At 57.9% G+C, this 20,790-nt stretch carries 21 protein-coding genes; 3 read left to right on the top strand and 18 right to left on the bottom strand.

Annotated elements, in window-relative coordinates:
- The first annotated feature begins 505 nt into the window (after positions 1-505).
- Complete coding sequence (locus GXB78_RS15270; RefSeq protein ID WP_329515966.1) at positions 506-937, top strand: hypothetical protein; 432 nt, start codon at positions 506-508, stop codon at positions 935-937.
- A gap of 294 nt (positions 938-1,231) precedes the next feature.
- Here the strand turns inward: GXB78_RS15270 and GXB78_RS15265 are convergent, their stop codons facing one another.
- The 4 genes from GXB78_RS15265 to GXB78_RS15250 all read right to left on the bottom strand — a co-directional run bounded on the left by GXB78_RS15265 (position 1,232) and on the right by GXB78_RS15250 (position 3,878).
- Complete coding sequence (locus tag GXB78_RS15265) at positions 1,232-1,963, bottom strand: tellurite resistance TerB family protein (RefSeq protein WP_329515965.1); 732 nt, start codon at positions 1,961-1,963, stop codon at positions 1,232-1,234.
- A 281-nt stretch (positions 1,964-2,244) separates the two neighbouring features.
- Positions 2,245-2,802 carry a hypothetical protein gene (locus GXB78_RS15260; protein ID WP_042606925.1) on the bottom strand — a complete coding sequence of 186 codons (558 nt, stop codon included), beginning with the start codon at positions 2,800-2,802 and terminating at the stop codon, positions 2,245-2,247.
- A gap of 5 nt (positions 2,803-2,807) precedes the next feature.
- Positions 2,808-3,389 (bottom strand): ComF family protein, encoded by a 582-nt coding sequence (locus tag GXB78_RS15255; protein WP_329515964.1) that lies wholly within the window; start codon positions 3,387-3,389, stop codon positions 2,808-2,810.
- 303 nt (positions 3,390-3,692) lie between these two features.
- A complete protein-coding gene (locus GXB78_RS15250) occupies positions 3,693-3,878 on the bottom strand; it encodes a hypothetical protein (RefSeq protein WP_016771524.1) in 186 nt (61 codons plus the stop codon).
- A gap of 403 nt (positions 3,879-4,281) precedes the next feature.
- Between GXB78_RS15250 and GXB78_RS15245 the strand changes: the two genes are divergently transcribed.
- Positions 4,282-5,910: a glucan biosynthesis protein D gene (locus GXB78_RS15245; protein ID WP_329515963.1), complete on the top strand. Its 1,629-nt coding sequence runs from the start codon at positions 4,282-4,284 to the stop codon at positions 5,908-5,910.
- A gap of 176 nt (positions 5,911-6,086) precedes the next feature.
- Here GXB78_RS15245 and GXB78_RS15240 read toward each other — a convergent pair whose 3' ends face one another.
- The 3 genes from GXB78_RS15240 to GXB78_RS15230 all read right to left on the bottom strand — a co-directional run bounded on the left by GXB78_RS15240 (position 6,087) and on the right by GXB78_RS15230 (position 9,764).
- The gene (locus tag GXB78_RS15240; protein ID WP_329515962.1) at positions 6,087-7,193 is read right to left on the bottom strand and encodes an NADH:flavin oxidoreductase/NADH oxidase; all 1,107 of its coding nucleotides are present in this window, start codon (positions 7,191-7,193) and stop codon (positions 6,087-6,089) included.
- A 264-nt stretch (positions 7,194-7,457) separates the two neighbouring features.
- Positions 7,458-9,167 (bottom strand): single-stranded-DNA-specific exonuclease RecJ, encoded by a 1,710-nt coding sequence (gene recJ / locus GXB78_RS15235; RefSeq protein WP_329515961.1) that lies wholly within the window; start codon positions 9,165-9,167, stop codon positions 7,458-7,460.
- Between the two features lie 54 nt (positions 9,168-9,221).
- On the bottom strand, positions 9,222-9,764 hold the full coding sequence (locus GXB78_RS15230; protein ID WP_007908961.1) for a YaeQ family protein: 543 nt from the start codon (positions 9,762-9,764) through the stop codon (positions 9,222-9,224).
- Positions 9,765-9,910: 146 nt separating this feature from the next.
- Here GXB78_RS15230 and GXB78_RS15225 point away from each other — a divergent pair, with 146 nt between their 5' ends.
- Entirely contained in the window at positions 9,911-11,110 is a 1,200-nt protein-coding gene (locus tag GXB78_RS15225) for a CaiB/BaiF CoA transferase family protein (protein WP_329515960.1), read from the top strand.
- Positions 11,111-11,332: 222 nt separating this feature from the next.
- Here GXB78_RS15225 and GXB78_RS15220 read toward each other — a convergent pair whose 3' ends face one another.
- The 11 genes from GXB78_RS15220 to rpsP all read right to left on the bottom strand — a co-directional run bounded on the left by GXB78_RS15220 (position 11,333) and on the right by rpsP (position 20,756).
- Positions 11,333-11,614 (bottom strand): DUF3509 domain-containing protein, encoded by a 282-nt coding sequence (locus GXB78_RS15220; RefSeq protein WP_016771530.1) that lies wholly within the window; start codon positions 11,612-11,614, stop codon positions 11,333-11,335.
- Positions 11,615-11,776: 162 nt separating this feature from the next.
- Positions 11,777-12,184, bottom strand: a complete 408-nt coding sequence (locus GXB78_RS15215) for a response regulator (protein WP_129999847.1) — start codon at positions 12,182-12,184, stop codon at positions 11,777-11,779.
- A 117-nt stretch (positions 12,185-12,301) separates the two neighbouring features.
- Positions 12,302-13,675, bottom strand: a complete 1,374-nt coding sequence (locus GXB78_RS15210; protein ID WP_329515959.1) for a transporter substrate-binding domain-containing protein — start codon at positions 13,673-13,675, stop codon at positions 12,302-12,304.
- Positions 13,676-13,795: 120 nt separating this feature from the next.
- Positions 13,796-15,205 (bottom strand): threonine synthase, encoded by a 1,410-nt coding sequence (gene thrC, locus GXB78_RS15205; RefSeq protein ID WP_329515958.1) that lies wholly within the window; start codon positions 15,203-15,205, stop codon positions 13,796-13,798.
- Positions 15,206-15,310: 105 nt separating this feature from the next.
- Positions 15,311-16,615, bottom strand: a complete 1,305-nt coding sequence (locus tag GXB78_RS15200; protein WP_024011722.1) for a homoserine dehydrogenase — start codon at positions 16,613-16,615, stop codon at positions 15,311-15,313.
- A gap of 131 nt (positions 16,616-16,746) precedes the next feature.
- The gene (gene dsbC, locus GXB78_RS15195) at positions 16,747-17,478 is read right to left on the bottom strand and encodes a bifunctional protein-disulfide isomerase/oxidoreductase DsbC (RefSeq protein WP_329515957.1); all 732 of its coding nucleotides are present in this window, start codon (positions 17,476-17,478) and stop codon (positions 16,747-16,749) included.
- A 249-nt stretch (positions 17,479-17,727) separates the two neighbouring features.
- Entirely contained in the window at positions 17,728-18,624 is an 897-nt protein-coding gene (gene xerD, locus GXB78_RS15190; protein ID WP_329515956.1) for a site-specific tyrosine recombinase XerD, read from the bottom strand.
- A 187-nt stretch (positions 18,625-18,811) separates the two neighbouring features.
- Entirely contained in the window at positions 18,812-19,162 is a 351-nt protein-coding gene (gene rplS / locus GXB78_RS15185; RefSeq protein ID WP_003175895.1) for a 50S ribosomal protein L19, read from the bottom strand.
- A 45-nt stretch (positions 19,163-19,207) separates the two neighbouring features.
- Positions 19,208-19,960: a tRNA (guanosine(37)-N1)-methyltransferase TrmD gene (gene trmD, locus GXB78_RS15180; RefSeq protein WP_038860625.1), complete on the bottom strand. Its 753-nt coding sequence runs from the start codon at positions 19,958-19,960 to the stop codon at positions 19,208-19,210.
- A gap of 2 nt (positions 19,961-19,962) precedes the next feature.
- The gene (rimM, locus tag GXB78_RS15175; RefSeq protein ID WP_016771538.1) at positions 19,963-20,499 is read right to left on the bottom strand and encodes a ribosome maturation factor RimM; all 537 of its coding nucleotides are present in this window, start codon (positions 20,497-20,499) and stop codon (positions 19,963-19,965) included.
- A 5-nt stretch (positions 20,500-20,504) separates the two neighbouring features.
- Positions 20,505-20,756, bottom strand: coding sequence for a 30S ribosomal protein S16 (gene rpsP / locus GXB78_RS15170; RefSeq protein ID WP_003185073.1), 252 nt, complete (start codon positions 20,754-20,756; stop codon positions 20,505-20,507).
- Positions 20,757-20,790: the final 34 nt, after the last annotated feature.

Raw genomic sequence — 20,790 nt, 5'->3', positions numbered from 1 at the left:
TCGATTACGACATCGCACTGATCTCAGACAACCTGAAAGAGGATCTTTTACAGGCAGCATTCCCAAACAAACAATAGACATCGGATGGTATCCAGAATTTAGCAAAAATGGCTCTTTTAGAATTTCATTAATTGCAAATCAAGATTGGGAATCTCCAATATACACCGACACCGCCAAAACCTGGAGCGGCCTTGAAAAAATTTTAGATCACACGCTGCATAAAGTTAAAAAAATCTGATGCAGACTTTACAAACCAGGAGTATACGCGGAAAGCAGTGGACCTGAAATTGGCTAATCCATAGGGTGTAGCGGCGCTGCTTTCTCAGCAACCGATGACAAAATTTGTTCGAGCAACCCACTACGCTAAAACAGTGTGCGTTCGCAGTCGATGCCGATGCCGATGCCGACGCAATTAATTTGGGGAAAGGCCTCAGACCTTTAGTGCAAGACGAGTTTCCTTTCGGGTAAATCTCGACAACCAAACTATAAAAGCGAAAGCAAAACCATGATATTTAAGTGCTCGGGCAACGCAGTCAATCCAAATACCGTATCTTATAGAAGCTTGGGATTCGGAGAGGCGGTTACGATCAAGACTCAGCCCTACATACTGCAAATCAAGCCCGGCGACTTCCCAAGAGAGTTTGAAATTATTGCAAACACGTTTATTTCGGAATGCAGGATTGACGATACCGAGCAAGGCTATGCGGACATCCCCGAGCTTGCGATAGTTGATTACCCGACTTTCAATGAACTTCTGAACATCCATCCAAACCTAGCAGCAAGTTTGATCGAAGATTATCTTTACTTCGAACTCTTCTATCATCTTTTTCAAAACCCAACCAACCTACAGCTGGTTATCAACAACATCAACAACGTATATACAGAAAAAGGTTCAATAATAATCACGGGAGACACATACCCATTCAAATACTTCTAGCAGAAGGAAACTTGCTCGACGGCAGGCCCGCCGACTCAGACCTCAACGGTCGACTGTTGAATAACACCGATCTGGCGACGAAGTCAGTGCGCTAATCACCGATTGCCAGTGATCTATTTGCCAGCTCTATTACGCGGATAGTACCAAAAGTATGTACAGAGCCAGTCGCAAGAGCAATGTCCGCCATCGGGACAAGGATCGATTCAACGCCGTTACGAGAACGACTGTAACGCATGAAGTCTAGCTAACGTAAAAGGGCAACCGCCTGCTGATGCCCGGCGATCGCCACTACGATTACACGCTATCCGCCCCCGCCAACCGCACCTGCCTCTCCAACTCCACCTTCAACCCCGGCTCCAATTTCAACTGCCGAGCCAGTTCATCCAGATAACTCTTCTCCATAAAACTCTCCTCATCCACCAACATCACACTGGCGATGTACATCTCCGCCGCCATTTCCGGAGTACTCGCCGCGCGGGCGACGTCGGTGGGGTCGAGGGGTTTGTTGAGTTCGGCGTGGAGCCAGTGTTGCAGCTCCTGGTCGTTGTCGAGTTTGGTGAATTCGCCTTCGATCAGTTCGCGCTCGCGCTCGTCGATGTGGCCGTCAGCTTTGGCGGCGGCGACCAGGGCTTTGAGGATTGCTTGGCTGTGCTGCTCGACTTGAGCGGGTGGCAGGCGGTCGAGGGTTTGCGGTTCGCGTTGTGGTGCGCTGCCTTTTTGGGCGTTGTAGTTGCCGTAGGCCTTGTAGGCCAGGACGCCCAGCGCGGCGAGGCCGCCGTAGAGGGCGACTTTGCCGCCGACCTTGCGGACCTTTTTATTGCCGAGCAGCAGGCCCATCGCGCCTGCGGCCAATGCGCCGCCACCCGCGCCTGAGAGCAGGCCGCCGAGGCTGCTGGAGCCTGACGAGCCACCGAGCAAGCCGCCAAGTCCGCTGGCAGCCGATTTGTTGGAAGCGCCGCCGGCCTTGTTCTGCAGCATTTCCTGCCCGGACTTGAGCAGTTGATCGAGCAATCCACGGGTGTTCATGTTCCGTCTCCAAACAAGGGTTATCCGGATCTAAGGCCCTCAGCCTAGTTCGAAAGTGCCCCAACCCGCCCCGCGAGTGTGCTTCGAGATGTTGCTCAACCAGCAGCCGTGTGGGATGTACACTCCAGACAATCAATCAAACCCAACGATGGTTAACCCCTGCTGCTGACCCTGCGTCAAACCGTCATTTTATTGATGTTCCGCAACAGAGGCATTTCGAGTACGTTGCAAGGCCCTTCGCCCCGGCTACTACACAGTGCCGGGATCACAAAAAACCATCATCAAAATAAAAGCTCTGCCTGATCGTGTTTCAACAAGGAAATACGATCGAACAGCCTGATTTTTTCGTTGGCTTTTTGCCTGGCGTGGTCGGACATGACTGCAATCAACTCCTCGAGCTGGCTGACATCCCCGACCACTTTGAATTGCTTTTCCTTGTTGACGAATACAAGCGACTTCTTTTTTCGCGATAACAGTTCAATGACATTGCTGAGCGTACCGGTACTCTTGGCATCCCAGATCATCAAGCCATAATCAGCCGCTTCGGCCATGACCACGTCTTTTTCGGTGAAAAAGGCTCTTGATCCCTTGGTATGTTTTGAGGCCACGGGCCTGGCGGGCCATTGCCCAAGGTTATTCCTGGGCACCGAGCCGCTGCAGAACACCGTTGTTCTGGAAGCTTCGAGACTCAGCAGGTACTCCTGAATGGAGCTATCAGCGCCACCCGCATCACCCACCACCACCTCAAAATCAGACGCAACGATATTATTGATGCGCTCTTTAACCTTTGGATCAAGGTTCTTGATGTTGATAGAGCCAGCAATAAATACAGTGGTCATTGAGTTCATTTCCAGGTTAGTGCCGCTACGTAGATCTTTCCGACCTTTGGATATTTACGTAAAACGGCGCAGGCAGCGTCCATCGACGCCCCACTATCAAACAGATCATCTACTACCAAAACATTCCAGCGCCCATCAGTAGTGATTTCATCATTGATGCTAAAACTGTTGCCAATTGCAGCAACTTTCTCTGCTTTGGAACGCAGATCCTTGAGCGACTTTCCCGTCGCCGCCTTTCTGAGCAAATCCGAAAAAACCGGCCGCCCGATGATTCGTCCCAACGCAAGGGCAACCTCAGTCACCGGTTGTCGCTGACGGATATTCGAAGCCGGCATAGGCACTACAAACCCGACCTGGTCCAGTCTGGGGAACACATTCGTCGCTACGGCTTGAGCAAGTGGGCCGACCTGGTTCCAATCCTTCTGGTACTTGAGCTGGTAGGTTGCCTCACCTATCTCGGTACGCTGATTATCGAAACATGGGTGTCCGCGATCATCGTTGCCCAGAAAGGTACTACTTACCATGTGTTTGTCCAGCACCCAGCCCTGATCCCAAGGGCCGTTGATCTGCTTGAGGGATACTTTCATCGAATTCTCCGTTATTCATGACAATCTCTTAAGCCCTGAAACCAAGGGCCGAGCATCTGCAGCGACGCGCAAGATCAAACAAATAACGGAAAAAACACCTGCTAGGGGTGGTCACGCTGATGCCTGCACAAAAACAGGCATTTCCTACAGATACGACCTTCCTGAAAAACTCCCATTTCCTACGGCATCATCCCGTTGCTGCCAAAAAACTGTGGCGAGGGAGCAAACTCCCTCGCCACAGGTCAGGTTGATTTATCCGTCCACCGTGGAAGCCAAATGGCTTTCACGGTGCCTGCTTCAGCGCTAAAACCGCGAAACACTCCTCATCGCATCCACCAGATAACGCATGGCGATCCGGTCGCTCTCCGATAGCTCTCGATAACGTTCCACCAGCTTCAATTCTTCGGAATTGAGGCGGCGTCTTCTGCGCCCGCCGCCCAAGCAAGGGAAGATGCCCAACATTTCGGTGATGCCCTGTATTTTTGCCATGGACGATGTCCTTCTCTATTGAGTCAAGAAACTGCTGAACCTCACATCGCCCTGCCTCTACGAGCAGCGTCGTGTGCCCTGCCGGCACGAAGGCTTGTATCCGGTCTTGCCCATAGAATAGGAATTAAATCGGCGTTGAAAAGTGGTTTTTAGAGTAATTAATCGAAAAAAGCAGATATGCCCTCTAAATCAGAGAGCCCTGTCAGAAAAATTACAGACATGTCTTGTTTCATTGCCAGATGACGCGATGCAAACAAGGCTTTTTGCCCGACAATCGAACCGATTAAGCTAGCGGGCATCTGTTTATAGTCCGTTGCGTTTGGCCGAAGGCATGACCGAACCGTAATTTCCGATCCGACACGTGCCAGGAAAGGCGCGGGATTGCACACGACAGGTTGTATTTATGCACCGCAGGAATTTGCTCAAAGCGTCCATGGCCATTGCGGCCTATACCGGTCTTTCCGCGTCGGGCCTGTTGGCCGCTCGCGCTTGGGCGGCCAATAGTGGCGCCGCCGATGGCGAGGCTCAGGCCTTCGATTTCGAGTCGTTGAAGCGTCAGGCCAAGCAGCTCGCCGGCAATGCCTATCAGGATACGAAACAGGTATTGCCGCCGACTCTGGCGACCATGACTCCACAGAATTTCAACGCGATCCGCTACGACGGCGAGCATTCCCTGTGGAAGGAGAACAAAGGCCAGCTGGACGTGCAGTTCTTCCACGTCGGCATGGGTTTCCGTCAACCGGTGCGCATGTACAGCGTTGATCCGAAGACGCGCATGGCTCGCGAAGTGCATTTCCGTCCAGCGCTGTTCAATTACGAGAACACTTCGGTCGACACCCAGCAGCTCAAGGGCGACTTGGGTTTCGCCGGTTTCAAACTGTTCAAGGCGCCGGAGCTGGATCGCCATGATGTGGTGTCGTTTCTCGGCGCCAGCTATTTCCGCGCGGTCGACGCCACTGGCCAATATGGCCTCTCCGCACGCGGCCTAGCCATCGACACGTACGCGAAGAAGCGCGAAGAGTTTCCCGACTTCACCAAGTTCTGGTTCGAGACGCCGGACAAGAACGCCACGCGCTTTGTGGTCTACGCCCTGCTCGACTCGCCGAGCGCCACCGGCGCCTATCGCTTCGACATCGATTGCCAGGCCGAGCGCGTGGTCATGGAAATCGACGCGCACATCAACGCTCGAACCACCATCGAACAACTCGGCGTGGCGCCGATGACCAGCATGTTCAGCTGCGGCACCCACGAACGGCGCATGTGCGACACCATTCACCCGCAAATCCACGACTCCGATCGCCTGGCCATGTGGCGCGGCAATGGCGAGTGGATCTGCCGTCCGTTGAACAACCCGGCGACGCTGCAATTCAACGCATTTGCCGACAAGGACCCAAAGGGCTTTGGCCTGGTGCAGACCGACCACGAATTCGCCAACTATCAGGACACTGTCGACTGGTACAGCAAACGCCCGAGCCTGTGGGTAGAACCTACAACCGCATGGGGCGAAGGCTCTATCGATCTGCTGGAAATTCCTACAACCGGCGAGACGCTGGATAACATCGTCGCGTTCTGGACGCCGAAGAAACCGGTGGCTGCCGGTGATTCGCTGAATTACGGTTACAAGCTGTACTGGAGCGCGCTGCCACCGGTCGGCACACCACTGGCACGGGTGCATGCGACGCGTTCGGGCATGGGCGGCTTCACTGAGGGCTGGGCGCCGGGTGAGCACTACCCGCCAGTCTGGGCCCGGCGCTTTGCCGTGGACTTCACCGGTGGCGGCCTCGAGCGCCTGCCACAGGGCACTGGGATCGAGCCGGTGATCACTTGCTCCAACGGCAAGGTGCAGGACTTCAGCGTGCTGGTGCTGGATGACATCAAGGGTTATCGAATTCTGTTCGACTGGTACCCGACCAATGACAGCGTCGAGCCAGTGGAACTGCGCCTGTTCATCCGCACCAATGACCGCACGTTGAGCGAGACCTGGCTGTACCAGTATTTCCCGCCGGCGCCGGACAAGCGTAAATATCCTTGAGGTTCTAAGGCGGCTGTTCTGGCTTCATTCGCGAGCAGGCTCGCTCCCACAGGGGTCCGCATTCCTACTGTGGGAGCGAGCCTGCTCGCGAAGGCCCGCCTGGGAAACGCAAACTTGGGCCGAATAGAAAAGCCCCGACCATCACCGGCTCGGGGCTTTTGCTTTCCAGCCTTCAATCAATCACGCAAATCCGATTCATGAATCGGCTGATCCCGATGGGTCGCGCGCTGATACTGCGCCGGCCACACCGCTTTGCGCCCGCCCAGATCATCATCGGCGTGCAGCGGCCAGTACGGATCACGCAGCAGCTCGCGGGCGAGGAAAATGATATCGGCCTGACAGGTGCGCAGAATGTGCTCGGCCTGCGCAGGCTCGGTAATCATTCCGACAGTGCCGGTGGCGATGCCTGACTCTTTGCGTACACGCTCGGCGAAACGCGTCTGATAACCCGGGCCGACCGGAATCTCCGCGTTGGCCGCAGTCCCGCCAGACGAAACATCGATCAGATCCGCGCCGAGGGTGTGCAGACGCCGCGCCAGCTCCACGGTCTCGTCTGGATTCCAGCCATCTTCGACCCAGTCAGTCGCCGAGACGCGGACAAACACCGGCAATTCTTCTGGCCACACCGCCCTCACCGCTTCAGTGACTTCCAGCACCAGACGGATACGATTCTCGAACGAACCACCGTACTGATCGCGGCGTTGATTGCTCAGCGGCGAGAGAAACTGATGCAGCAGATAGCCATGCGCGGCATGCACCTCGACCACGCTGAAACCGGCCGTCAGCGCGCGTTTGGCCGCGTCGACGAAGGCTTGAATCACTTCGGCGATCTGCCCTTCATCCAACTGTTTCGGTTGCGTGTGCTGAGGATCGAACGCAATCGGCGATGGCCCGACCGGGGTCCAGCCGCCATCTTCGGGTTTGACGCTGCCATGCTTGCCGATCCATGGCCGGTGAGTGCTGGCCTTGCGCCCGGCGTGGGCCAGTTGAATGCCGGCGACCGCGCCTTGGGCCGTGATAAAACGGGTGATGCGTTGCAGCGGAGCAATCTGTTCGTCGTTCCACAGACCGAGATCTTCGGCGGTGATGCGCCCATCGGCAGTGACCGCCGTGGCTTCGGTAAACACCAGACCGGCACCGCCCACCGCGCGGCTGCCCAGGTGCACCAGATGCCAGTCGTTGGCCAGGCCGTCGACGCTGGAGTACTGGCACATCGGCGACACGGCGATGCGGTTGGGCAAAGTCAGTTGGCGAAGGGTAAAGGGTTCAAGCAGCAGACTCATGGGGCACCTCTCGAATCAGTGGGCAGGCTCCAGGGTTCTGTTTGAAAAGTCGACGAGTGACAGAAAAAGGGTGCAACACCCGCCCCCGCGGGCAAAAAATTCGACAAGACGTCACAAGGCCAATCAAGCAGTGCTTAGAGCCTAGTCGACAACCGAGGATGACGGAGGGTTCAGAGTAATTCGGTGTGTGAGGACGCTTCGCGAGCAGGCTCGCTCCCACAGGTACGGTGCAGTCTTGTGGGAGCGAGCCTGCTCGCGAATGGCTTAACGCGGTTCGATATGAGCAATCATCAACTGCACAGTCTCGTTGCCACGAAACTCGTTAACGTCAAGTTTATAGGCCAACTCGACCCACTGAATCGTCGGGTTCGGCCACACATCGCGATCAATGCCAAACGCGATGCCATCGAGCTTCACCGAGCCGCATTCGCTTTTCAGCACCACTTTCAAATGCCGCTCGCCGACCACGCGCTGCTCGACCAGCTGAAACACGCCATGAAACAGCGGCTCCGGAAAGTGCTGCCCCCACGGCCCGGCATGGCGCAAGGCGCGGGCCAGTTCGAGGTGGAACTCTTCGACAGCCAGCGTGCCGTCCGACAGCATGCGCCCGGTGAGGTCTTCCTCGCGAAGTTGCCTACGCACTTCGGCGTCGAATGCCTCGGCGAACAGCGGAAAATTCTCCTGCGGCAAGGTCAGACCGGCCGCCATCGCGTGGCCACCGTACTTGGCGATCAGGTTGGGATGCTGTGCCGCGACCACGCTCAGCGCATCACGTATATGGAAGCCCTGCACCGAACGCCCGGAGCCCTTGAGCATGCCATCACCGGCATCGGCGAAGGCAATGGTCGGGCGGAAATAGCGCTCTTTCATCCGCGAGGCGAGGATGCCGATCACGCCCTGGTGCCACTCCGGGTCGAACAGGCACAGACCAAACGGCATCGATTCGACCGGCAGATCCTTGAGCTGCGCCAGCGCTTCACGCTGCATGCCCTGCTCGATGGATTTACGATCCTGGTTCATGCCGTCCAGTTGCGCGGCCATCTCCTGGGCCAGATTGGCGTCGCCGGTGAGCAGGCATTCGATGCCCAGGCTCATGTCGTCCAGACGCCCCGCCGCATTGAGGCGCGGGCCGACGATAAAGCCAAGATCGGTGGAAGTGATCCGCGCCGCGTCGCGCTTGGCGACTTCAAGGATCGCTTTGATCCCCGGCCGCGCCCGCCCGGCACGAATCCGTTCCAGACCTTGATGCACCAGAATGCGGTTGTTGGCATCCAGCGGTACCACGTCAGCGACGCTGCCCAGCGCCACCAGATCGAGCAGTTCGCCAATGTTCGGTTGCGGCTTGCTCTGGTACCAGCCGAGGCTGCGCAAACGCGCGCGCAAGGCCATCAACACATAGAAAATCACCCCGACGCCGGCCAGCGCCTTGCTCGGAAACTCGCAGCCCGGCTGGTTCGGATTGACCAGCGCATCGGCCTGCGGCAGTTCATCGCCGGGCAAGTGGTGGTCGGTGATCAGCACTTTCAGCCCGGCGCGCTTGGCCGCCGCGACGCCTTCGACGCTGGAGATGCCGTTGTCGACGGTGATCAATAATTGCGGTTCACGGGTCAGCGCGACTTCGACGATTTCCGGCGTCAGGCCATAGCCGTATTCGAAACGGTTCGGCACCAGATAATCGACATGCGCCGCGCCCAGCAGGCGCAGGCCGAGCACACCGACAGTGCTGGCGGTGGCGCCGTCAGCATCGAAGTCGCCGACGATCAGAATGCGTTGGCGTTGTTCCAGCGCCGTCACCAGCAGGTCTACTGCCGCATCGATGCCTTTGAGCTGCTGAAACGGGATCAAGCGCGCCAGACTCTTGTCCAGCTCCGCTTCCGATTGCACGCCCCGCGCCGCATACAGACGGGTCAGCAGTGGCGGCAGATCACCGAGAAAAGGCAGCGTGGCAGGCAGTTGACGAGGTTCGATACGCATGGGGCGACGGAGGCTTCTCTTTGATTCGTGGGAAATATCAGCGGTGTTGCGACCTCAGCCGCGCTCACCTTGCAACCACTGCAACTGGACTTCGTGCTGACCGCGGTCGTCGGTGACGAAGATCGTGCCTTCGCTGATCATCACGTCCCACTTGATAACGCGCGGCATGTCCTTGGCCAGGGTCTCCAGCACTTCCTGCGGGACGGCAGCGATGTTGACGTTTTTCAGATTCTTGATCGCCGGGATCACCTTGGTCTCCCACACGCGCAGGCTGCCGTACGCCAGCAGGCTGGTGCGTTCGGTGCGGCGCGAGCACCAGGTCAGGCGATCGGCATCCGGCTGGCCGACTTCGATCCAGTGCAGGACACGGTCGTCCAGGCTCTTTTCCCACAAGGCCGGTTCGTCCACGTCTGACAGACCACGGCCGAACGACAGCTGCTCGTTGTACCAGAGCGCGTAGGCCAGCAGCCGCACGGTCATGCGCTCTTCGGTCTCCGAAGGATGACGGGCGATGGTCTGCTTGACGCTCTCGTAGACGCTGCGGTCGAGGTCGGTGAGGTTCAGTTCGAATTTGTAGGTAGTGGACGGCTGGGCCATGAACGGGCTTCTTGATACGAGGAAAGTCGGCAAGTCTAACCGATGCCACAGGCAATCATCGAATTGATGGCAATCAAGCTGCGGCGTCTGACAGCCGGCTATGTTAAAACCCTCTATCCGCTCAGCCTTGTCCTACAGGATTTCGCATGCCGTTCACCAGCAAACCGCTCTCGGGTCTGAAAGTCATTGAATTGGGTACGTTGATTGCCGGGCCGTTTGCCTCGCGTATTTGTGGCGAGTTCGGCGCTGAAGTGATCAAGATCGAATCGCCGGACGGCGGTGACCCCCTGCGCAAGTGGCGCAAGTTGTACGAAGGCACCTCGTTGTGGTGGTTCGTGCAGGCGCGCAACAAGAAGTCGCTGACCCTCAATCTGAAACACCCCGACGGTTTGGCGATCCTCAAACAGCTGCTGGGCGAAGCCGACATCCTCATCGAAAACTTCCGCCCCGGCGTACTGGAAAAACTCGGTTTGAGCTGGGAAACCCTACATGCACTGAACCCGAAACTGGTGATGGTGCGCCTGTCCGGTTTTGGCCAGACCGGGCCGATGAAAGACCAGCCCGGGTTCGGCGCGGTCGGCGAATCCATGGGCGGTTTGCGTTATATCACCGGTTTCGAAGACCGGCCGCCAGTGCGTACCGGGATTTCCATCGGCGACTCGATTGCCGCGCTGTGGGGCGTGATTGGTGCGCTGATGGCGCTGCGTCATCGCGAGGTCAATGGCGGTCTGGGCCAAGTCGTCGACGTCGCGCTGTACGAAGCTATCTTCGCGATGATGGAAAGCATGGTTCCGGAATTCGACGTCTTCGGTTTCATCCGCGAGCGCAGCGGCAACATCATGCCGGGCATCACGCCCTCTTCGATCCACACCAGCGCCGACGGCAAGCATGTGCAGATTGGCGCCAATGGTGATGCGATCTTCAAACGCTTCATGCAGGTGATTGGCCGCGAAGATCTGGCCAATGACCCGGCACTGGCAAGCAATGACGGCCGCGACACTCGCCGCGACGAGTTGTATGGCGTGATTGATCGCTGGGTCAATTCGTTGCCTCTGCAGACTGTCCTCGATCTGCTCAACCAGGCCGACGTACCGGTCAGCCGGATCTTCAGTGCCGAGGATATGTTCAACGATCCGCAATACCTGGCACGGGAGATGTTCCTGCATGCCAAGCTGCCGGACGGCAAGGATTTCAAGATGCCCGGCATCGTGCCGAAACTGTCGCAAACGCCGGGCTCGTCCGAATGGGTCGGACCGCGGCTTGGCGAACACAATGCGCAGGTGCTGGGTGAGCTGGGTTACGACGCTGAGCAAATCGCCCGGTTGCGTGAAGACGGAGCCATATAAGCAGCGCTGGGCGCTGTGGTTTTCGAGCAACAAGCCACGCTTTGAGCAAACACCAGGCAAAAAGAAACCCCGAGAAGTGGGGAGACGACTCGGGGTTAAACGTGGTCTGCTTCGAGACCCGTAGCAGCAAGCGACAAGCACCGGAGCACAATGCTTGATCTCGCTGTTATGGGGTCTGACTGACAAGGATGCAGGAAGGTTCCCACAAAAAATTTTTCATCTTTACAGGGCCGGACGCTTGTCCAGAGCCGCATTGCGCAACGCCGCGATGACGCAGGGTTCAAGCCGCCCTTCGGCGATCATCACGTCACGGTGCAGGCCGTCCACCACGTCGGTCAGCAAGCGCTTGTCGCTCAACTGGGCCTGATTGAATTCGCGTTCCACCACAATGGCGCCGCTGCTGTTCTTCAGCGTCACCAGACATTCACCATGGCTGCCGCGAGGGGTCAGCGTCACCTGATACGGGCTCAGAGCCTCACCGAGCAATAGACTGATACTTTCCATCTCGATCTCCACTCAATAGTCCGAAAACACAGTGCCTGGGGCGTGTTCACATTAAATGACCACCGGCCCGAGAAGAAAGTTCTGCCTGTCGCGTCCCGATCTTGCGGGTCCGCGTCTGACAGAGCATGCACGGCGAAGATGACAGAAAAACAACCGCCGGCTTCAGGCCTCGATGAGTTCCGGTGGCGAGATCAGATAGTTGTCCAGCAGCCCCCTCATCAGCACCGCCGAGACCGGCGTTTGCAGCCGCCCCAGCAGGCGCAGGCGTTGTTGGCGGAGTACCGGTTCCAGATCATTCAACAAGCTCTGCGCGACCGAGCCCAGCAGGATCAACGCACGCGCCTCACGGTGCGCGGCCAGGTGATGAATCAAGGCCAGGCCATCTCCGCCTTTGAGCTGCGGATCGCAAATGGCGATATCGACCGCACCGCGATGCCCCAGTGAACACAAGGCTGACGCAAGCGAAGGCGCGGTCAGTACGTCGTAGATGCCGATGGCATTGAGCATTTGATGCAACGCCATCAGTTGGAACGGGTTGGGTTCAAGAATCAGGACTTTAAGCGAGCGCATGGGCGACCTCTGGAGCGATCATCGCGGACTCTCACCGCAGTTGTCGTTCACTCTAGGGCAGGCGTCTTAAGCCTCCCATCAGAAAAGTAGCCACGTCTTGCAGGACATTTCCCTTCTTTACTGCAGACAGCGGCACCCGCTCTCGGTCCTACGCTGAGTGATGTCGGTCCAGCCACCCAACAGGCCGCGCAATTTTCCGTCGCCGCTGTAAAACGGCACCGTCCACTGATAGACCTCCCGCGGCCCGCCATTGAAGAGCAACTGGCGCTTGCTGAAGCGCGACTTGCGGGTCTGCAACTGCGCGATGAACTCATCGTGCAGCAGCCGCGCGGTGGCTTCGGGAAACGCGTCAACCTCGATCAGCAAACGCCCCTGCATCTGATCCAGGCGCACCGACAGCGCCTCTTCGTAACTGCGGTTGCAGATGATCAGGCGCCCCTGCAGATCGCGCACGAACACCGGATCCGGCATGGAATCAATCAGGGCGTGCTGAAAAGCCAGCTGATCACCCAGCTCCTTTTCCGCTTCACAGCGCAACTTGATCACCGCCGCCAGGCGCCTGTTCCACACCAGCGACAGTATTCCGAAAACGCCGATCACCCCCATCGCCCAGCATGCCCACTCGACCAGCCGTTCCCAGATGGACGGCACGGGCGGCGGCGAAATGCCTTGCAGCCATTTGAGACGGATCGCCCGCAACTCCGTAGCAGGGAAAGCTTCCAGCGCCTTGTTGAGAATACTCAGCAGCTGCGGCATGCCTTTTCGTACAGCCAGGTGATCGGCTTCCCACTTGCCCTCCACCAGTGCGCCTACCTTGAGCATTCCCAACGGATAGAGCTGCGCGCCGATTTCGTTTTCGATGGTTGCGTAGGCTTCACCGCTTTCGACCAGCGCCCGCGCTTCGGCGTAGGTTTTCACTGAGCGTATTTCAATCGTGGGATAATCGCGCCGGATCACATCCTCCAGGGCATGGCGGGTGGGCAGCACCAGAACGCGCTTCGCCAGTTGCTCGAAAGACTCCACCCTCGGGGTACTGGCATGTCCGACAAAAACCCAGCCGGCTCCTCCGAAAGCATGACTGAAATCGAGAAAGGTCTTGCGTTCATCACTCATGGCCAACGTGGTACTGATGTCCGCGACCCCGCTTTGCAGGCGATCCAGCATATGGTCGGTAGAGAACGATTCCTGGTGCTCGAATTGCAGGCCGGTCATCGCGCTGACGCGCTTGAGTACATCGTTGTTCAGACCACTCCACTGGCCGTGTTCGTCCTGAAACAGGTACAGCGGATATTGCACCGATGCCACCGTCACTTTGGGGTTGTCACGGATCCATTGCCGCTCGTGCGCATCCAGTTCGACAGCCTGCACATTGACTGCCGCATTCGCCTGATCGAGTGCCATTTGCGCTGCCACGCCGTTGTGCATCCATCCCAGCACCGCCAACAAAAACAACCAGCCCAGTGCCGGTTTCAAACCTCTGTAAAACCGCATTGCCATTTCCTTCGTGATCGACTCACCCGTCCTTCGTGGGTGAAAACCCGAGCAGTGTGGCAGCAGAAACAAAAAAGCCCGTCAGGAGACGGGCTTCAAAATGTGACAGCTTTTACCGGCTTAGAGTGGCTTGCCGCGGTTGCCATGCTGGCTGACAAAGGCTTGCACGGCTTTCAGGTCGTTTGGCAGAACCGTGCAGCGCTCGTTTCGCTCAAACAAATCAGAAAGATGTGCAGGTAGTTCGAGCGCTTTTCCTACACCCGCTTTCTCCACTGCCTCAGGAAACTTGACCGGATGGGCAGTCCCGAGAATCACCATCGGGATGTCCAGACTGCGACGGCATTCGCGCGCGGCTTTCACACCGATCGCCGTGTGCGGATCAAGGACTTCGCCGCTCTGCTCGTAGACTTCGGCGATGGTTTCGCAAGTCTGCGCATCGTCCACCGCCAGCGAGTCGAACAGTTTGCGCGCTTCGGTCCAGCGCTCTTGTTCAACGCTGAAGCTGCCGTCCTTTTTGAACGAGTCCATCAGGCCGGCGATCGCCGCACCATTGCGCCCGTGCAGGTCGAACAGCAAGCGCTCGAAGTTCGACGAAACCATGATGTCCATCGACGGCGACAAGGTCGCGTGCAGGGTTTCCTTGACGTACTGGTTGCCGCTCATGAAGCGGTGCAGGATGTCGTTGCGGTTGGTGGCCACGATCAACTGGTTGATCGGCAGGCCCATGTTGCGCGCCAGGTAACCGGCGAAGATATCGCCAAAGTTGCCGGTCGGGACCGAGAACGACACCGAACGCGCCGGACCGCCCAACTGCAGGGCCGCATGGAAGTAGTAAACGATCTGGGCCATGATCCGCGCCCAGTTGATCGAGTTCACCGCCACCAGACGCGTGCCCTTGAGGAAACTCTGGTCGGCGAAGCTGTTCTTGACCATTTCCTGGCAGTCATCGAAGTTGCCTTCGATGGCGATGTTGTGGATGTTCTCGCCGAAGATCGTCGTCATCTGCCGACGCTGCACTTCAGAGACGCGCTGGTGCGGGTGCAGGATGAAGATGTCGACGTTTTCGCAGTGCTTGCAGCCTTCGATAGCCGCCGAACCGGTATCACCGGAAGTGGCGCCGACGATCACCACGCGCTCGCCGCGCTTTGCCAGCACGTAGTCGAGCAGACGACCCAGCAGTTGCAGGGCGAAGTCCTTGAACGCCAGGGTCGGGCCGTGGAACAGCTCCAGCACCCACTCGTTGCCATTGAGCTGACGCAGTGGCGCAACGGCGCTGTGAGCGAACACGCCGTAGGTTTCTTCAAGAATCTTTTTGAAATCGGCATCCGGGATGCTGCCGGTGACGAACGGGCGCATCACCCTGAAGGCCAGTTCGTGATACGGCAGGCCGGCCCAGGAAGCGATCTCTTCCTGAGTGAAACGTGGCAGATTTTCCGGGACGTACAGACCGCCATCGGTCGCCAGACCGGCCAGCAGGACCTCTTCGAAATTCAGGGCCGGGGCCTGGCCGCGAGTACTGATATAACGCATAAGGGCAAACCTTTGGTTTGAGCTACAAGCCTCAAGCTGCAAGCCGCAAGTAAAAGCCAGACTGCTTCTCTCTTGCCGCTTGCAGCTCGAAGCTTGCCGCTGCTTTTAGTTCAAATGTTCGACACGGATCCGTACAACCGGGCCGTCGACGCCAGCCAGAGCTTCCAGGGCAGTGATCGCATCGTTGATGCGCTGCTCGACCACACGGTGGGTCAGCAGGATCATCGGCACGAGGCCGTCATGCTCTTCGACTTCCTTCTGCATGATCGATTCGATATTGATGCCGCGCTCCGACAGGATGCTCGCCACCTGAGCCAGTACGCCGGGATGGTCCTTGGCGTGAATGCGCAGGTAGTAAGCGCTTTCGCAGGCTTCGATCGGCAGGATCGGATGCGCCGACAGCGAGTCCGGCTGGAAGGCCAGGTGCGGCACGCGGTTTTCCGGGTCCGAAGTCATCGCGCGAACCACGTCAACCAGATCGGCAATCACCGACGAAGCGGTCGGCTCCATGCCAGCGCCGGCGCCGTAGAACAGGGTCGAACCGGCGGCGTCACCGTTGACCATCACTGCGTTCATCACGCCGTTGACGTTGGCAATCAGGCGATCGGCCGGGATCAGCGTCGGGTGTACGCGCAACTCGATGCCGGCGTCAGTGCTGCGCGCCACACCGAGGTGCTTGATGCGATAGCCCAGCGCTTCGGCATAGTTGACGTCGGCGGTGGTCAGCTTGGTGATGCCTTCTGTGTAAGCCTTGTCGAATTGCAGCGGAATACCGAACGCAATCGACGCCAGAATGGTCAGCTTGTGCGCGGCATCAATGCCTTCGACGTCGAAGGTCGGATCGGCTTCGGCATAACCCAGCGCCTGCGCTTCGGCGAGCACGTCTTCGAATGTACGGCCCTTCTCGCGCATTTCGGTGAGGATGAAGTTGCCGGTGCCGTTGATGATGCCCGCCACCCAGTTGATGCGGTTGGCGGACAGGCCTTCGCGGATAGCCTTGATCACCGGAATGCCACCGGCCACCGCTGCTTCGAACGCCACGATCACGCCTTTCTCGCGTGCCTTGGCGAAAATCTCATTACCGTGAACGGCTATCAGGGCCTTGTTCGCGGTGACCACATGCTTGCCATTCTCGATGGCCTTGAGTACCAGCTCGCGGGCAACGGTGTAGCCGCCCATCAGCTCTATGACGATGTCGATCTCAGGGTTCGTGGCCACTTCGAAGACATCGTTGGTAATCGCAATACCGGTCGTCTGGAACTGAGGCTTTGGCGTGCGCGTGGCAATTTGTGCCACTTCGATTCCACGCCCGGCACGACGAGCAATTTCCTCGGCGTTGCGCTGAAGTACGTTGAAGGTACCGCCACCGACGGTCCCTAACCCACAGATGCCTACTTTGACCGGATTCACTGTGAACTCCCCATGAAACGGCCGACGCAGGGTCGGCCGGAAAACAACCGCGTGCTCGCGGCTCTCTGTTGATGGCCCGGCGCTGTTGCTGCCGGACCACGATCGTCAACGGCTGCCCGTGACGATGCGAATTACTTCGCGCCCAGCGCCAGTTTGGCGACTTGTGGCGCAGGCTGGTAGCCCGGAATGACCTGGCCGTCGGCCAAAACGATGGCCGGTGTACCGTTCACGCCGATCGACTGACCGAGGGCGAATTGCCTGGAAACCGGGTTATCGCACTTGGCGGCCTTGATTTCCTTGCCATCGACCATTTTGTCCATGGCGGCTTTCTTGTCCTTGGAGCACCACACCGCTTGCAGCTGTTCGTCACCCGGCGAATTCAGGCCTTGGCGCGGGAACGCCACGTAGCGCACTTCGATGCCGCGCTTGTTCAGCTCGGGCACTTCAGCGTGCAATTTGTGGCAGTACGGGCAGGTGGTGTCGGTGAACACGGTGATGTGCGATTTGGTTTCACCCACGGCCGGGTAGACCACGGTTTCGGCTACCGGGATGGCGTTGATCAGTTTGGAAATGCCCAGGCGTTCGGTCTTCTCGGTCAGGTTGACCGGTTTGCCGTTCTCGAGCTGGTACAGGTTGCCCTGCACGATGTACTGGCCATCGGCGCTGGCGTAAAGCACGCGGCTGCCTTTGAGTTTGACTTCGTACATGCCCGGCAACGGGCTGGCACTGATGCTTTCGACCGGAACCTCGAGTTCGAGTTTTTCCAGGCTTTGACGAATGGCTTTGTTGGCCGCGTCGTCGGCGACGGCAAAGGTGCTCACCAGCGCAATAGCGGCGGCGGCGAAAATCTGGGTCAGACGCATGAGTACTCCTGAGGGCGGGCCAATGAAACGATCAGAACGCCCGTGCGAAACACCGGGTCATAACCGTCCATCGTGCAAACCGGCAAAGCCTAACACATAAGGCCGCGAGGGCCGAATGCGCCTGACACAAGACATCGATCTCACTCCGTAGGAGCTGCCGAAGGCTGCGATCTTTTGATTCTGGCTTTGTGAACGAAAGCAAGATCAAAAGATCGCAGCCTTCGGCAGCTCCTACACAGGGTTTTGTGTTCAGCCGCGAGGATGGTGTTTGGCGTGCAAGTCCTGCAAGCGAGCGCGGGCGACGTGGGTATAGATCTGCGTGGTGGACAGGTCGCTGTGCCCGAGCAACATCTGCACCACGCGCAAGTCCGCGCCGTGGTTGAGCAGGTGCGTAGCAAACGCGTGGCGCAGCGTATGCGGCGACAGCGACTTGCTGATCCCGGCGACCTTGGCCTGGTGTTTGATGCGATGCCAGAACGTCTGCCGGGTCATCTGCTCGCCGCGCTGGCTGGGAAACAGCACATCGCTGGGGCGGCCACCGAGCAATTCGCTACGGCCATCGCGCATATAACGCTCGACCCAGACAATCGCCTCCTCGCCCATCGGTACCAGCCGTTCCTTGCTGCCCTTGCCCATCACCCGCAGGACACCCTGGCGCAGGTTGACCTGCTCCAGCGTCAGGCTGATCAGTTCGGTCACGCGCAGGCCGCAGGCATACAGGACTTCCAGCATCGCGCGGTCACGCTGGCCGATGGCGTCACTCAGATCCGGCGCCTTGAGCAGCGCTTCGACATCGGCTTCCGACAGCGACTTGGGTAGCGGCCTGCCCAGTTGCGGCATGTCGACGCGCAAGGTCGGGTCGACACTGATCAGTTTTTCCCGCAGCAGATAACGATAAAAGCCACGCACCCCGGAAAGAAATCTCGCGGTCGAGCGTGGCTTGTAATTTTGCTCCAGACGCCACGACAGGTGATCGAGGATCAACTCGCGACCGGCATTGATCAATTCGAGATTCTTCTCCCGCAACCAGCCGTTGAACAGTGCGAGGTCGCTGCGATAGGCGTCGCGAGTATTGTCGGACAGGCCTTTTTCCAGCCATAAAGCGTCGAGGAATTGATCAATCAGCGGATGGTCGATGGCAGGCATGGATGCTCAGGGCAGGCAGTTTTCGCGCTGCGTGCAAATAGACGGTAAAGGTGCACTAGTCTTTCATAGCCGGCCAGATCAAGAAACAGGCAGCTTCATTGAACGAGGCGTGTGAGATGGAACCGGTAAATCCGAGGCAACAAAAAAGCAGCCCGTAGGCTGCTTTTTTCTGCATCGGAAGCTGGACTTAAGCCAGTTTTTCCTTGATGCGAGCTGCTTTACCCGACAGGTCGCGCAGGTAGTACAGCTTGGCTTTACGTACGTCACCGCGACGTTTAACAGCCATGCTGTCGATCTGCGGGGAGTAGGTCTGGAAAGTACGTTCTACGCCAACACCGTTGGAGATTTTACGAACGGTGAACGCACTGTTCACGCCGCGGTTACGCTTGGCGATTACAACGCCTTCGAACGCTTGCAGACGGGAACGATCGCCTTCCTTCACTTTCACCTGAACGACAATAGTGTCGCCTGGGGCGAAGGTAGGGATTTCTTTGGTCATCTGCTCTGCTTCGAGTGCAAGGATGATTTTGTTGGTCATGCTGTGCTCCTAAGGTAAATCGTTCGATCTACCATCGATACGTTGTTAACTATCGTCCCGCTCGCGGATGTATTCCTCGAGCAGCTTCTTCTCTTCTCCAGAAAGCGAGCGGCTTTCCAGAAGATCGGCGCGTCGTTCATAGGTCCGACCAAGGGACTGCTGTAAACGCCAACGCCGGATATGCGCGTGATTGCCACTCAGCAACACGTCGGGAACACGCTGATCCGCATACACCTCCGGTCGGGTGTAGTGCGGGCAATCCAGCAGACCATCCGTAAAGGAATCTTCCTCAGCGGAATCCGCATGCCCTAAAGCTCCAGGCAGCAGTCGTGTAACCGCATCGATCAGGACCATGGCCGGCAGCTCGCCGCCAGACAGTACATAGTCGCCAATCGACCACTCTTCATCGACATGAGCCTCAATAAAGCGCTCGTCAATGCCTTCGTAGCGGCCGGCAATCAGGATCAATGCATCCGATTGTGCCAGCTCGCGTACCGCCGACTGAGTCAGTTGACGGCCTTGGGGGGACAGGTAAATCACCTTCGCCGCCTCCCCGGCTGCTGCCTTGGCCTGGGCCAGAGCATCTTCCAGGGGCTTGATCTTCATCACCATGCCCGGACCACCGCCAAACGGGCGATCGTCCACAGTGTGATGCCGATCCGTCGTGTAATCTCGCGGATTCCAACAGGTCAGCTGCAAGAGCCCCTGTTTGACCGCACGACTGGTGATGCCGTAATCGCCAATGGCGGAAAACATCTCGGGAAACAGACTGATCACTTCTACGCGCAAGTTAGCCACGTTCAGAAGTCCGCGTCCCAATCCACCTTCATCTCGCCCGCTTCCAGGTCGACGGCCAACACGCATTGTTCCGTATAGGGCAACAGGCGTTCGCGATCATCCAGGCTGCCAGCGCAAGGCTTGACGACCATTACATCATTGGCGCCGGTTTCCAGAAGATGATCGATTTTCCCGAGCAGTTGCCCAAGGGTGTCGATGACCTTCAGACCTTCCAGCTGGTACCAGTAGTACTCGCCTTCGGTCAATTCAGCGAACAGGTTGCGCGGCACGCAGATCTCATAACCGGCCAGAAGACGAGCTTCTTCACGATCATCGAGACCCTTGAGCTTGGCGACCAGGAACTTGTCGCTCCCGCGTCCACTGACCAGCTCGACCTGTTTGACATTGCCTTCGCGCTTGAGCGTCCAGGTTTTGTACTGCAACAGGTTTTCAGTCGGATCAGTAAAGGAATAAACCTTCACTTCGCCGCGAACGCCATGAACAGAATAAATTTTGCCAATAACGATCAAATCATCGGCAGGAGCTGGCGTCGCGTTCATATTGCTCAGGCCGCAGCCTTGGCAGATTCCTTCAACAACTGAGCAACGCGCTCAGAAGGTTGTGCACCAACGCTCAGCCAGTAGGCAACGCGCTCTTGGTTCACGGACAGACGGATTTCCTGACCACGGGCAACAGGGTTGAAGAAACCAACCTGTTCTTTGTGGGAGCCGTCACGCGGGTTACGCGAGTCGGTTACGGTCAGGTGGTAAAACGGGCGCTTTTTGGAGCCGCCAAGGGCAAGACGGATTGTTAGCATGTGAACATCGTTCCTGTAGTCGGTGCTGCAAATC

The organism is Pseudomonas moraviensis subsp. stanleyae, assembly GCF_036283065.1.
Classification (GTDB): domain Bacteria; phylum Pseudomonadota; class Gammaproteobacteria; order Pseudomonadales; family Pseudomonadaceae; genus Aquipseudomonas; species Aquipseudomonas stanleyae.
Note: the sequence above shows the minus strand (reverse complement) of the source record. Positions and strands in the feature narration are given on the sequence as shown.